Annotated in this window: 11 protein-coding genes; 7 read left to right on the forward strand and 4 right to left on the reverse strand. The window is 70.4% G+C overall.

The genetic code is table 11. From position 1 onward, the window contains the following. Nucleotides 1-99: 99 nt before the first annotated feature. From QUC20_RS02110 to QUC20_RS02125, 4 genes are read left to right on the forward strand one after another with little or no spacing between them, the layout of a single operon-like run. Nucleotides 100-762, forward strand: coding sequence for a GntR family transcriptional regulator (locus QUC20_RS02110; protein ID WP_289330790.1), 663 nt, complete (start codon nucleotides 100-102; stop codon nucleotides 760-762). Further along, on the forward strand, nucleotides 759-2,279 hold the full coding sequence (locus tag QUC20_RS02115) for an MmgE/PrpD family protein (protein ID WP_289330791.1): 1,521 nt from the start codon (nucleotides 759-761) through the stop codon (nucleotides 2,277-2,279). Before QUC20_RS02110 ends, QUC20_RS02115 begins: the two co-directional genes overlap by 4 nt. Then, complete coding sequence (prpB, locus tag QUC20_RS02120; protein ID WP_120263574.1) at nucleotides 2,279-3,205, forward strand: methylisocitrate lyase; 927 nt, start codon at nucleotides 2,279-2,281, stop codon at nucleotides 3,203-3,205. The genes QUC20_RS02115 and prpB overlap by 1 nt, the downstream gene beginning before the upstream one ends. A 41-nt stretch (nucleotides 3,206-3,246) precedes the next feature. Continuing rightward, the gene (locus QUC20_RS02125) at nucleotides 3,247-4,437 is read left to right on the forward strand and encodes a bifunctional 2-methylcitrate synthase/citrate synthase (protein ID WP_289330792.1); all 1,191 of its coding nucleotides are present in this window, start codon (nucleotides 3,247-3,249) and stop codon (nucleotides 4,435-4,437) included. Nucleotides 4,438-4,531: 94 nt separating this feature from the next. Here the strand turns inward: QUC20_RS02125 and QUC20_RS02130 are convergent, their stop codons facing one another. After that, nucleotides 4,532-8,323, reverse strand: coding sequence for a choice-of-anchor I family protein (locus tag QUC20_RS02130; protein WP_289330793.1), 3,792 nt, complete (start codon nucleotides 8,321-8,323; stop codon nucleotides 4,532-4,534). 119 nt (nucleotides 8,324-8,442) lie between these two features. Between QUC20_RS02130 and QUC20_RS02135 the strand changes: the two genes are divergently transcribed. Then, nucleotides 8,443-9,219, forward strand: a complete 777-nt coding sequence (locus QUC20_RS02135) for an enoyl-CoA hydratase-related protein (protein WP_289330794.1) — start codon at nucleotides 8,443-8,445, stop codon at nucleotides 9,217-9,219. Between the two features lie 8 nt (nucleotides 9,220-9,227). After that, nucleotides 9,228-10,157, forward strand: coding sequence for a cytochrome b/b6 domain-containing protein (locus QUC20_RS02140; protein ID WP_289330795.1), 930 nt, complete (start codon nucleotides 9,228-9,230; stop codon nucleotides 10,155-10,157). A 243-nt stretch (nucleotides 10,158-10,400) separates the two neighbouring features. On the opposite strand, the gene QUC20_RS02145 is transcribed toward QUC20_RS02140, so the two are convergent. After that, nucleotides 10,401-11,651 (reverse strand): HNH endonuclease signature motif containing protein, encoded by a 1,251-nt coding sequence (locus QUC20_RS02145; protein ID WP_289330796.1) that lies wholly within the window; start codon nucleotides 11,649-11,651, stop codon nucleotides 10,401-10,403. Between the two features lie 84 nt (nucleotides 11,652-11,735). Here QUC20_RS02145 and QUC20_RS02150 point away from each other — a divergent pair, with 84 nt between their 5' ends. Then, complete coding sequence (locus tag QUC20_RS02150; protein WP_289330797.1) at nucleotides 11,736-11,897, forward strand: hypothetical protein; 162 nt, start codon at nucleotides 11,736-11,738, stop codon at nucleotides 11,895-11,897. A gap of 275 nt (nucleotides 11,898-12,172) precedes the next feature. On the opposite strand, the gene QUC20_RS02155 is transcribed toward QUC20_RS02150, so the two are convergent. Together QUC20_RS02155 and QUC20_RS02160 are read right to left on the reverse strand one after the other, a co-directional pair. Continuing rightward, nucleotides 12,173-12,679: a GNAT family N-acetyltransferase gene (locus tag QUC20_RS02155; protein WP_120263571.1), complete on the reverse strand. Its 507-nt coding sequence runs from the start codon at nucleotides 12,677-12,679 to the stop codon at nucleotides 12,173-12,175. Between the two features lie 66 nt (nucleotides 12,680-12,745). Further along, nucleotides 12,746-13,741: a hypothetical protein gene (locus QUC20_RS02160; RefSeq protein WP_289330798.1), complete on the reverse strand. Its 996-nt coding sequence runs from the start codon at nucleotides 13,739-13,741 to the stop codon at nucleotides 12,746-12,748. Nucleotides 13,742-13,780 lie beyond the last annotated feature (39 nt).

A 13,780-nucleotide genomic window follows, 5' to 3' on the forward strand; every position in this document is an offset into this window, starting at 1 on the left:
AGGGTACCGGGGGCCGGCCGACTGCGGTTTCTGTATACGCTCACATCGAATCCGATCACTTTCGAGCTGCGAGCGTGCCTCTGTGTATACAATCACTGCATGGTGGCCGAGGGTGGAGCACGAGCGGGAGAGCGCGCGTACGCCACTTTGCTGACCGAGATCCAGAACGGCGACCTCGCTCCCGGTGCCGTGCTCGCCGAGGTGGAGCAGGCGACCCGACTGGGCGTGAGCCGCACCCCGCTGCGCGAGGCCCTGAGACGGCTCGCCGCTGACGGCCTGGTGCGTCAGGCCTCACCGCGCGTGACCGTCGTCGCCGACATCGATCGTGACGACATCCGGTCGCTGTTCGAGGTGCGGCGCGCTCTCGAGGAGACCGCCGCGCGGCTCGCGGCGTCCCGGGGCGACGCTGCACTGTTCGCCGAGCTCGCCGCGGCGTTCGAGCGCACGGCGCAGGCTGAAGCGCCCGCGACGGGTGACCCCGACGCGTACTACGCGCTCATCGCTCGCTTCGACGCGGCGCTCGACGACGCCGCCGGAAACGCCTACCTGACGTCGGCGCTCACGAAGACCCGCGCTCACCTCGTGCGGGTTCGCCGCCTCGCACGCGACAACCCGGCGCGGCTCGCCGCCTCGATCGGCGAGCACCGGCTCATCGCGAGCGCGATCGCCGCCCGCGACGCCGACCTCGCGGCGCACGCCACCCATGTTCACCTGCACAACGCCCTGACCAGCATCCTCGACTCCCTGGAGGCATCCGCATGACCGTCAGCCATCACGTCCGCGTCCACCGCAGCGACGAAGAGCTCGCACGCGAGGAGCAGCTCGCGTGGAAGATCGCGGAGGTCGCGGTCGACCCCGTCGCGGTCGAGCCCGACGTCGTCGGGATGATCATCAACCGCATCATCGACAACGCCGCGGTCGCGGCGGCATCCCTCACCCGGGCGCCCGTCAGCTCGGCCCGCGCGCAGGCCCTCGACCACCCGGTCTCGCGGGGCGGCGCGGGGGCGAGCGTGTTCGGGGTGACCGACCTCACGAGCCCCGAGTGGGCCGCGTGGGCGAACGGCGTCGCGGTGCGCGAGCTCGACTACCACGACACCTTCCTCGCCGCCGACTACTCGCACCCGGGCGACAACATCCCGCCGATCCTCGCGGTCGCGCAGCACGTGGGCGCCGACGGTGCGGCACTCGTGCGGGGCCTCGCGACCGGGTACGAGATCCAGATCGACCTCGTGCGCGCGATCTGCCTGCACAAGCACAAGATCGACCACGTCGCTCACCTCGGGCCCTCCGCCGCCGCAGGAATCGGGACGTTGCTGGGCCTCGACGCCGCGACGATCTACCAGGCGGTCGGTCAGGCGCTTCACACGACGACCGCGACGCGCCAGTCGCGCAAGGGCGAGATCTCCACGTGGAAGGCGCACGCCCCCGCCTTCGCCGGCAAGCTCGCCGTCGAAGCGGTCGACCGCGCCATGCGCGGCGAGACGAGCCCGAACCCGATCTACGAGGGCGAGGACGGTGTCATCGCGTGGCTGCTCGACGGGCCGGATGCCGCCTACGCGGTGCCGCTGCCGGCTCCGGGGGAGCCCAAGCGCGGCATCCTCGACTCGTACACCAAGGAGCACTCGGCGGAGTACCAGGCGCAGGCGTGGATCGACCTGGCGCGCAAGCTCCACGGCGAGCACCCCGAGCTGGTCGACCCCGCGAACGTCGAGAGCGTCGTGCTGCACACGAGCCACCACACGCATTACGTCATCGGCTCGGGCGCGAACGACCCGCAGAAGTACGACCCGACCGCCTCGCGGGAGACGCTCGACCACTCGATCCCGTACATCTTCGCGGTCGCCCTGCAGGACGGCGGCTGGCACCACGTCGATTCGTATACGCCCGAACGGGCGGGCCGCCCCGATACGGTCGAGCTGTGGCAGAAGGTCACGACGGCCGAGGACCCCGAATGGACGCGGCGCTACCACTCGGAGGACCCGGCCGAGAAGGCGTTCGGCGGTCGCGTCGAGATCCGCCTGACCGACGGCTCGACGATCGTGGACGAGATCGCCGTCGCCGACGCGCACCCGCTCGGCGCCCGGCCGTTCGCGCGCGAGGACTACATCCGCAAGTTCCGGATCCTCGCCGAGCCGGTGCTCGAGCCGGCCGAGATCGAGCGCTTCCTCGACCTGGCGCAGCGCCTGCCCGAGCTCACGGCTGACGAGGTGCGCGAGCTGAACATCGTGGCGCGCGACGGTGTCACCGCGTCGGCTCCGAACCCGAGAGGACTGTTCTGATGCTGTACTCGCGTACGACGGCGGCAGACAAGCGCCGCATCCTGCGTGAACGTCTCGCGAGCGGTGAGACCCTGCGTTTTCCGGGAGCGTTCAACCCGCTGTCGGCCCGGCTGATCGAGCAGCGCGGCTTCGACGGCGTGTACGTCTCGGGCGCGGTCATCGCCGCCGACCTCGGTCTGCCCGACGTGGGTCTCACGACCCTCAGCGAGGTCGCCGGACGCGGTCAGCAGATCGCCCGGATGACTGAGCTTCCCGCGATCATCGACGCCGACACGGGGTTCGGCGAGCCGATGAACGTGGCGCGCACGATCCAGACGCTCGAAGACGCGGGCCTAGCCGGCTGCCACATTGAGGATCAGGTCAACCCGAAGCGCTGCGGGCACCTCGACGGCAAGAGCGTCGTCGACGAGAACACCGCGGTGGGCCGCATCCGGGCTGCCGTCGATGCCCGGCGCGACGCGGACTTCCTCATCATGGCGCGCACCGACGTGCGGGCGATCGAGGGGATGGATGCCGCCGTCGACCGCGCCCGCGCGCTCGTCGATGCCGGGGCCGACGCGATCTTCCCCGAGGCGATGCGCGATCTCGCCGAGTTCGAGGCGATGGCGGCCGCCGTCGACGTGCCGATCCTGGCGAACATGACCGAGTTCGGGAAGTCGGAGCTGTTCACCGTCGACCAGCTGCGCGACGCGGGCGTTCGGATCGTGATCTGGCCCGTCTCGCTGCTGCGTATCGCGATGGGGGCGGCTGGCCGCGCGCTCGACGAGCTCACGACGGCCGGGAATCTCACCGCGAAGCTCGACGAGATGCAGCACCGAGCCGACCTGTACGACCTCGTCGACTACGAGGGCTACACACGTTTCGACTCGTCGGTCTTCGACTTCACCCTGTCGACTCGCCAGAATGAGTCGATCGACCGGGGCTGAGACCCGCAGATTCTGGCTACTCGACGGAGAGGGAACAGGACATGACCGAGCAAGAGATCCGCAAGGGGCTCGTGGGGGTCGTCGCGGACGTGACGGCGATCTCGAGAGTGAACCCCGACACGAACTCGCTCCTCTACCGGGGCTACCCGGTGCAGGAGCTCGCCGCGACGCAGCCGGTCGATGCGGTTGCGCACCTGCTGTGGCACGGCGAGCTGCCGACCGGTGACGAGCTCGCCGAACAGCGACGACAGGCCCGGCCCCAGCGCGCGCTGCCGGCGGAACTGCGCGAGGCGATCGACCGGATGCCGCTGGACGCGCACCCGATGGATGAGGTCCGGACCGCCGTGAGCGTCCTCGGCGCGCTCGACACCGCCGGCGCGGCATCCGTGCTCGATGCGGTCGGAACACCCGAACGCAATCTCGCCCGCAGCCTGCGCCTGTTCGCGGTGCTGCCCGCCATCGTCGCGTACGGGCAGCGTCGCCGCCGGGGGCTCGCGCTCATCGATCCGCGCGACGATCTCGACGACGCGGCCAACTTCCTGTGGATGACCTTCGGAGAGGAGCCCGACCCGGTCGTGGCCGACGCGTTCAACCGGTCGCTGATCCTGTACGCCGAGCACTCGTTCAACGCCTCGACCTTCACGGCCCGGGTCATCGCCTCGACCCTCAGCGACCTGTACTCGGCCGTCGTCGGCGCGATCGGCGCCCTGAAGGGGCCGCTCCACGGCGGGGCGAACGAGGCCGTGATGCATGTGTTCGATGAGATCGGCGACGCCGCCGGCGTCGAGGCCTGGCTCGACCGGGCGCTCGCCGAGAAGCGGAAGATCATGGGGTTCGGCCACCGCGTCTATAAGCGCGGCGACTCGCGGGTGCCGACGATGAAAGCGGCGCTGGATGCGCTGGTCGACCACTACGACCGGCCGGATGTCGCTGAGCTCTACGACACCCTCGAGCGCGAGTTCACCGGCCGCAAGGGCATCTACCCGAACCTCGACTACCCCTCCGGGCCCGCCTACAACCTCATCGGGTTCGACACGGTGACGTTCACGCCGCTGTTCGTGGCGGCGCGGGTCGTGGGGTGGACGGCTCACATCATGGAGCAGTACGCCGCCAACGCGCTCATCCGGCCCCTGTCGGCGTACGACGGGCCGGATGAGCGCCACGTCGACGGATATGTCGCGGACGAGGCCGAGATCGACGTGGCGGAGCGCCCGGAGGAAGCCGCAGGCTGAGCGCGGGCCTCCGGGGCCGGAACGCGGATCGGCCCGCTGCACCTCGTCTCTCGGGGATGCAGCGGGCCGATGGCCCTCTCGCGGGTGAGGCGGGTCAGGCGGTCCGGCGACGCGCCGCGACCAGCAGGCCGCCGAGCGCGAGGGTGAGGATGCCCGCCACCGCGAACCCGATCGGCGCGGTCCCGCCCGTGACGGCGATCGTGCCCGCAGGCGCCGCCGCCGTCACGGTCACGCCGACCTCGATGGGCGCGAGCGTCCCCGACGTCACGACGAGGCGGTGCGCGCCGACCTCGAAGTCGCGCGGGATCGCGATCGAGAACGCCGTCCGGCCGGCCTCGTCAGCCGCGGGGATCCCCGTGACCGCGACCGGGTCGCTGAACAGCGTCGCCGCGATCTGCTGGCCCGGCTCGAGGCCGGTCACCGTCACTGCGAGGGTTCCGCCCTGCGCGACCGTGGTGCTGCCAAGCTCGACCGTCGCCCACGGCTGTGCTGGCTCGGCGGGCTCGCCGGGTTCGCCGGGCTCCGTGGGCTCGCCGTCACCGGGGGCGCCTGGCCCGGGGAAGCCGGGCTGCTCGGCGGGCGGCTGCTCTCCGGAGAGATACGCGCGGTTCGCCGGTGCGGGTGAGACCGGGCCGACGGCGGCGAAGAACTCCACCGTCGCCTGCAGGTCGACCTGACCGGAGTCGGTCGCGCTCGAGCCGGTCGCGAAGGTCGCGAAGTTGTCGCCGCCGCCCGCGAGGAACGAGTTGGTGACGACGCGGATCGTCGTGGTGGTGTCGTCGACCGCGAGCTGCTCACCGTTCAGCTGCATCGAGCGGATGCGCGAGCCTGAGGGTGCTGCCGGGTCGTACTCGAAGGAGAAGCCCTTCGACACGCCCATGGCGAGCTTGGGACGTGATGCCCCGGCCGGCTGCCACTGCTCTTCGAGCACCTGCTTGATCTGTGCCGGGGTGAGCTCCAGCGTGACCAGGGTGTTCGCGAACGGCTGGACATTCGCGACCTCGCGGTACGACACGGCTCCGCCGTCGTCGCCGAACAGCAGGTCGGCGCGGAGGCCGCCCGGGTTCATGAACGCCACCTCGGCGTCGCGCCCACCGTAGGCCGGGTTCTGCGATGTGGCCCAGAGGTACACGTCGGCGACGGTGTTGCCGAGCGTCGAATGCACGCCGCGGTCCTCCGATCCCGACGCCGTCTTGCCGCGCATGATGTCGGCGGTGATCGAGCCCACCTGCACCCGGCCCTTCTCGTCCGCGACGCGGACCGCTTCCGCGACGACCGCACGCGTGTCGACGTCGGGGAAGGCGATCGGCTGGCCGAGCGCAGGGTCGATGAGCGGCACGGTGCTGCCCGTGATGGACTCGAGGTCACCGGCATCCGTCAGCTCGATGTCGAGGGAGCCGAGCGTCGTGCCGTACTGGTGCGCCTGGATCACCGGGCGACCACCGATCTCGCACGCGTACTTCTGGTGCGTGTGAGCGGACACGATCGCGTCGATGTCGTCGGACGCGCCGCGGACGAGGTCGCCGAAGTGGCCCGACTCGGTCGCGATCGCCGCGCAGTCCGAGCCGGCCGACCCTTCGTGGGCGAGGAGCACGACGACATCGGCGCCTTCGGCGACCGCATCGGCGGCGGCGTCGTTGGCCGAGGCGACCTGGTCGCGGAACTCGATGTCGGCGATGCCCTGCGGGCTGACCATGCCGGCGGTCTGTTCGGTCACGGTGCCGACGAACGCGATCCGCGTGCCGTCGACCTCCTTGATCGTGTAGGGCTTGAGCGCGTGCTCGTCGGTGCCCTTGCGGAAGACGTTTGCGCCGAGGGCGAAGTCGCTGAAGGCGCCGGCATCCGCGTTCTCCTCGAATCGAGGGATGACGCGACCGGTCAGGTCGTCGAAACCGCGGTCGAACTCGTGGTTGCCGACGGCGCTGACGTCGAGGCCGGCGGTCTTCAGCGCGTCGATCGTGGGAGTGTCCTGATCGATGAACGACTCGAACGCCGAGGCGCCGATGTTGTCACCGGCCGAGACGAGCAGGGTGTTCGGGTTCTGCTGGCGGAACGTGTCCACCGCACCCGCGAGGACCGCGGCACCCGCGACGCCGCCGGACTCCGGCACGAGACGGCCGTGGAAGTCGTTGATCGTCAGCACGCGGATGTCGGGCTGCGCGACGGGAGCGCCGCCGACGAGCTGCTCGACGCTGTACAGGGTCGTCGTTCCCGACACCTCGTTGCCGACCGCGAGCAGCGGCTGGCCGGTGGGGGAGCGGTGCGCCCCGATCAACTGGATGCCTTCGGGGCCGAGGTCGCCCGCAGCGGGCGAGTCGGCAGCAGCATTGAAGTCGCGGTTGTTGACGTACGTGACGTACGTCGGCGCCTTCGGGTCGGTGATGTCGTAGACGATGACGCCGCCGACGCGCTCGAAGCCGATGAAGGCGTACGTGCGGCCGCCGACGGTGCCGATCGACAGGTTCTCGGGCTCGGGGCCCTTGTCGTCGCTGCGTCCGTCGAGGTTGGCCTCGGTGTGGTTCGAGTTGAAGTAATCGGGTGCGACGCGGGCGAGGATCCGTTCGAACTGGTCGCCCGAGTCGAACACGAGCGTGCCGTCGGTGCCCCAGATCGAGAAGGAGCGGCCGCCGAGGGAGGACAGCTCGTCGTAGCAGCTGCCGTCGCCGCGCAATCCGTTCTCGACTGAGACGTTGAGGCGTCCGAGTGCTCCGTCGCCGAGCTTCGCCGCGAGCGGCGAGTCCGCGCAGACGGCCGGGAGCCCCTTCTTGCCGAGGTCCTTGACGCGGACTGCCTCGGCGTAGTCGCCCCATTCGCGGGCGTCGCCCTCGTTGGCGGTGACGAGGTAGGTGCTGGTCTTGCCGCCGACGGCGGCCGAGTACGACTGGATGCCGTCGGGCATGTACATGCCCTTCAGCCCGGCGTACGTGGCGATGGTGATCCCGCCGTCCTTATCGCTCGCATCGAGACCGTTTCCGGTCGTGCCGTGATCCTTGAGTCCGAGCGGCAGGATCTTGGTGACCTCGGCCTTCGCGAGGTCGACGACGGCGATCGCGTTGGCCTCTTGGAGTGCGGCGTAGGCCGTCGTGCCGTCGACGGTGATGTACTCCGGCTCGAGGTTGCGGCTCACGCGGTTGGCGGCGAGGGGCTTGTCGCCCTGGTCGGGCGCGGCGACATCGGGTCCGAACACGCGGACGCCCGCGGGGAGCGATTTCGACCCGCCCGTTTCGAACGCGCCGAAGCCCGCGATACGCACGGCCGACTGTGCGGGGGCGGACACGGTCTTGGGCAGCGCGACGACGCCGATCGAGCCTTCCGGGTCGAGCGAGAAGTCGTCGGCGGGTTCGCCCTCGTTGGCGACGACCGCGTACGCGCCGTCCTTGGAGATCGTGACCATGTCGGGCAGCGCGCCGACGGTGACGGCGCCCAGGCGGGTGGATGCCGCGTCATCGGCATTCGCGTCGAAGAACACCAGCGTTCCGTTCGCGGTCTTGTCCTCTGCCTCGAACGCGACGACGCCGAGCCCGTCGTCGCGAATCGCGAGGGAGTTCGCCGTGCCGGCATCCGAGATGGTGAACAGCTCGACCGGAGTGGTCGGGTCGCTGTTGTCGAGCACGGTCACCGAGCCCGCTTGCGCGTTGACGACGTGCAGGCGGTCGCGGTACGACTGGACGATCTCGGCGGCCGACGCATCGAACTCGCCGGTCTCGTGCGTGCCGATGGGCGTGAGCGAAAGCGTCGCGCCGGGGGCGGAGTCGGTGATCGGAGCGGTGACGAGCGCGGCGGATGCCGCGGTGAGCGGGGTCAGCGCGAGGGTGCAGGTGAGCGCGGCCGTCGCGACGGCGGCGAGCGTGCGGGGAACCGTGCGGCTCCGGGCAGGCGAAGGCATGGGTGTCCTCTGGTCGGGTGAACGGGTGCAGGTCGTGAGTACTCCGCGCACGTGTCCGGGACGTGAATGCCCGGCAACTGGTCGGAGACGCGCGGTGGGGCGCGTGGCACGATGAGGGGATGAGCGACTACACGACGATCATCAGCGAGACGCGAGGGCGCGTCGGCTGGCTGACCCTGAACCGACCCGAGGCGCTGAACGCCCTGAACTCGACGCTCGTGACCGAGCTCGCGGACGCGGCGACGGCGTTCGATCGCGACGAGTCCATCGGCGCGATCGTCGTGACCGGCTCGGAGCGGGCGTTCGCGGCGGGTGCGGACATCAAGGAGATGGCGGGCAAGAGCGCCCGTGAGATGTCGATGGATAACCCCTTCGCGGCGCTCGAAGAGTTTTCGCGGGTGCGCACTCCTGTCGTCGCCGCGGTCGCCGGGTTCGCGCTCGGGGGCGGGTGCGAGCTCGCGATGATGTGCGACATCGTGCTGGCGGCGGACACCGCGGTCTTCGGGCAGCCCGAGATCGATCTGGGCGTGATCCCCGGCATCGGCGGCACGCAGCGGCTGACGCGTGCGATCGGGTACTACAAGGCGGCCGAGCTGGTGCTGACCGGTCGGCGGATGCCGGCAGAGGAGGCTGAGCGTGCCGGGTTGGTGTCGCGCGTCGTCCCCGCCGCACAGCTGCTCGACGAGGCCGGCGCGGTGGCTGAGCGGATCGCGTCGAGGTCGCTGCCGGTCGCCTACGCCGCCAAGCAAGCGTTGCGTGCCTCGCAGGAGACGACCGCCGCCGAAGGGCTTCGCCTGGAGCGCACGCTTTTCGCATCGCTGTTCGCCCTCGACGACCAGAAGGAAGGCATGGCGGCCTTCGCCGAGAAGCGCAGTCCCGAGTTCCGGCACCGCTGATTCGTCGAGTGCTGGTCGAACGCGGGTCCGCCATCCGCCGTCGGGCGGCGATCGTGCTCGTCGGCGGGGTGGTGCTGGTGCTCGTGGCTGCCGGGGCGGTCGCGTGCGCCCGGTGGGCGCTGAGCCTCGATGCGGTGCGCGGGTTTCTCGACCGGTACCCGGGGGCGTACCCGCTGCCCGAGGGTGCGCCTGTCGGATTTCCGGCGTGGCTCGCCTGGCAGCACTTCTTCAACGCGTTCCTGATGGTGCTGATCATCCGCACCGGTCTGCAGGCTCGTAGGGAGAAACGCCCGAAGGTCTTCTGGTCGCCGCGTGGTCGACCGAAGCGGCGGACGAGCCTGACGATCTGGTTCCATCAGGCGCTCGACGTCTTCTGGGTCGCCAACGGAGTGGTGTTCGTGATCCTGCTGTTCGCGACGGGGCAGTGGATGCGGATCGTGCCGACGAGCTGGGAGGTGCTGCCGAACGCGGCGTCGGCGGCGTTGCAATACGTGTCGCTCGACTGGCCGACCGAAAACGGCTGGGTCAACTACAACAGTCTGCAGCAGCTCGCTTACGCCACCACGGTCTTCGTCGCCGCTCCGCTCGCGGTGGCGACCGGGCTGCGGCTGAGCACCGTGTGGCCCCGCGGCGACGCGCGGATGAACCGGATCCTGCCGCTGGAGCCGGCGCGCCGCCTTCACGTGCTCGTGATGCTGTTCTTCGCGGTCTTCATCGTGACCCATGTCGCACTCGTTCTCGCCACGGGAGCGCTTCGCAACCTCAATCACATGTATGCCGCACAAGGGTCGGTGGGCCCGACGGCCTACGCCGACAACTGGACCGGCTTCTGGCTGTTCGTGCTGTCGCTCGGCGTCATCGTCGGAGCGTGCGTCGCTGCCCGTCCCGCCGTGCTCGCACCGATCGCGCGCTTGTTCGGCCCGACCATCACCCGCTGATCGCGGACGTGACCCGGCGACGTCGCGGCGTCGCGGCGTCGCCGGGCCCGGTGTCGCACGCCCGGTGGCGCAGGTGCGGTGCGACACGCCCCCGGTGCGACACGCCCAATGTGCGGTCGCGGCGTCGCGGGGCCGGTGTCGCAGGCACGATGTTGCCGCGCTCGGGCGCAGGCGCGCTGTTGCCTCGCTCGGAGCGCGGGGCATCCCGCTCGTCCCCGGCGCGGGACTGCCCGGCCCTCACGATCAAAATGGTGGTGGTTCGGGTGGCGGTGCTCCGCCGGTCCGGCCATCCGGTGGCGGGTCCACCGTGCCGGTGGTGAAGCAGACGGCGGGTGTGGGTACGTCTTCGCGGTAGACCCGCCCGAGGGGTGAGGTCCATTCGAGGACTCCACCGCCGAGCTGCCGCACTTCCCACCGGGTGAATTGCTTCATGGAGTGGTGTCTCTGGCAGAGGTGGGCGAGGTTGAGGAGGTGGGTGTGGCCGCCGAGGGCGTAGTCGATGGTGTGGTCGAGTTCGCATCGGATCGCGGCTCTGCGGCATCCGGGGAACCGGCAGTGCTGGTCGCGTGCGGTGAGGAGTTTCTTCATCGCGATGGTGGGCCGGTAGGTGTCGATCTCGACCGGGGTGCGGGTGACCGGGTCGATGAAGAGCCGGTCCCACTCGGTGACCTGTCCGGCGAGTTCACGCGCCGTGTCGGCGTCGATCAGTCCGGCACCGACAGCGTCGGCGGGGTGCTCGTCACGGCCTATCAGGGTCTCGGCGGTGACGGTGACTTGGACTCGTGCTCGGATCGCGCCGAGCCCACCGGCCCGGTCGGTTCCGTAGGTCGGGTCGACCACGGGTGCTCCGCCGAGGACAAGGTCGCCGAGAATGTCAGCACGCAGTTGATCCATCGTCCGGGCGTCTGGCGCCGCATCCGCCCCGGCGCCCGCAGCACCGGCCGAGGCAGCACCGGCCGAGGCAGCATCCGCCTCCACCGCATCCCCGCAACCGCCCGCATCCCGGGCATCCCGGGCATCCCGGGCATCCTTGACGGCTTGTCCCATCTGGGTGAGCCGGTCAAGCATCCTCACAGCGATGACGGTGGGGAGGTTGGCGACGAGGTTCGACATCCCGTCCGACCCGCGGAACACGCGCACGCACCGCTCCGCCGCCGCAGCACCATGCCGCTCCGTGAACGACTGGGGGTGCACCCGCGCCGCCAAAACCTCGAGCGCACCCCGCACCCGGGACGGTACATCCCGCTCGCATACATCGATCGCGGCATCCGCGAACGACCCTCGCACCTCATCGGGCACCCCGGCCCCGGCCTTCACGATCACATCCACGTGTCCGCGTTCGATCCGCCGTTCCACCCACGCGGCGAACACGGCCGGGTAGTCGTCGATGACGGTCATCGCATGGTCGATCTCGCCCTGCAACCGCCGATCCGTCAACCGCGCCATCCCCGCCGCTTCAGCTGCGACCGATCGCAGCTCCATGTCGGAGGCCATGCCCCGCACCCCATCGCGCCGGGCCTCACGCAACGCCGACCGTCCCAGATCGGCCAACGCACACATCCGTTCAACCTCGCCAGCATGGACAAGATCGAGCGCTTCCGCGAACCTCGCAAACGCGAGCACCTGCGCGGGCGCGGCGTCATCGCGTCGCATCCCGCCGACCTCGCCGTTCGCTTTCATGTTCCCATCATGACAGTAGGGGGCGACATTACAGTCGAAGATACGTTCTATGTTGGATAACTCGCCAGATCATCCGATAGGGGAGGAGCGACGGCCACCGCATGTGAGAAAACCGGCGCCATCCGAGACTCAATCGGCGCCAACACAACCGACAGCGCCGGTCACGAGCGACGCCGGCACAACCCGCGCCCGCTCGTGGCCAGCGCGAGACGGACGTTCGCGCTGGCGATAGCGGGCGATACCGGGCGATACCGGCCCGAAGCCGACGGTCACCAGCTCAACCCGAGCAGACAGCCGCCGAGGCCAACCGGACTCCGGCCAGAGCGGACTTCACGTCAGCGAACGAAGCGGACCTCGGTCAGCGTCTCACCGAGGAAGGGCTCGGTGTGGGTCTGTCCGTCGAGCGTGAAGCCGTTGCGCTCGTAGAAACGGTGCGCGCGGGGGTTGTCCTCCGCGACCCACAGGTAGATCCCCTCGTCCTTCTCGACGGCGGCATCGAACAGGCGCTGGCCGATGCCGGTGCCGTGCCACGCGTCGAGCAGGTAGATGAAGTAGAGCTCGCGCATCCGAGGCGCGTCGCGGTCGCGAGCCGGGCCCGAACCCACGAAGCCGACGATCTCGCCGCGGACGAGCGCGGCGTACATCCGGAAGTCCTCGCCCTGCGCGGCCCAGTGCGTCCACAGCTCGGCGAGTCGGCGAGGCGACACGCTCTGGAGCGCGGCCGTGCTGATGAGGTGGTCGTAGGTCTCGTGCCAGCAGGTGGCGTGCACGCGCCCGAGGGCTTCGGCGTCGACATCCCGCACCGGACGGACGACGATGTCGGTCTGCAGTTCGGCTTCCATGGCCAGACTCTACGCGCGGGTGGCGGTGGCGTGAAATCGAGCCGTCGGGGTTGCGCCGCGGGCTCATCAGGCTCCGAGCTCGACCCCTTCTTCGGCATCATGGGCGGCCGCAGCCTCACCCTCGGCCGCTGCCTCGACCGAGAGCAGACCGACCTCGCCCGGGCTCCACCCCGCCGCGACCAGGCGGGCGCGGAGCGCCGTCTCCACCGCCGCCTGTTCGCCGCCAGCGCGCAGGCGCGTTCCCGTTCGCGTCGCGCCGAGCACCGCGTCCGGATCGAGCGTCCGTGCCGCGGCGAGCAGCTCGTCCCTCATCCGATCCGCGCGGGCGGTGCCGAGCGCCGTCCGCACGATGTCGAACGAGCTCAGGGCGACCGACCACATCTGTCCACGGCCGAGCGACGACGCGGCAGGCGGGCGTCGCGCCGCCGCCGTCGCGCTCCGGTCCGACAGGATCATCAGCAGCGCGACACCCGTGAGAAGCACCAGGACGGCTCCGGCCAGGGTCGTCGGCACGACCGACATCCATGAGCGGAAGAACGGCGAATCCCACCCGGCCGTCAGCCCCGTCACGGCGCGGCACGTGGAGAAGGCTGCGTACGCTGTCATCGCCGAAGCGAGGAGCCACGTCCCGCGTCTCGCGGCGATCGCGGGGTGCCTCGCTGCCACGGCGGTCAATCCGCAGGCGACCGCCACGACCAGCACCTTCACCGCGAGTGAGGCGGGGAGACCCACCGCGGCGGAGACGACGCCGACCACCGCGGCGAGCGACGCGGCGATGCCCGCACGCGCCAGGACGTTGCCGCTGAACGAGCCGAGGCCCGCGAAGACCAAGCCCGGCGCCAGCACCATGGCGACGTCGCTGATGACGAGGGACGCGGGGTCTCCGGTCTGGGTGTGCACGAGATGCAGCAGGCTCGCCGCCATCGCGGACAGCGCCCCGACGATCGCGAAACGCAGCACCTCGCCGCGTCGACGCCAGCTCGGGCGTACCGCGAACAGGTAGACCAGCCCGACGATGGTCGCCAGGCACGCGCACACCAACGCCACCCCTGCTGTCAGCACGGCCCTCACCCCCTGGCGCGCCGGCCCGTGAGCGCGCTC

The sequence above is a fragment of the Microbacterium arborescens genome, assembly GCF_030369635.1.
Taxonomy (GTDB): domain Bacteria; phylum Actinomycetota; class Actinomycetes; order Actinomycetales; family Microbacteriaceae; genus Microbacterium.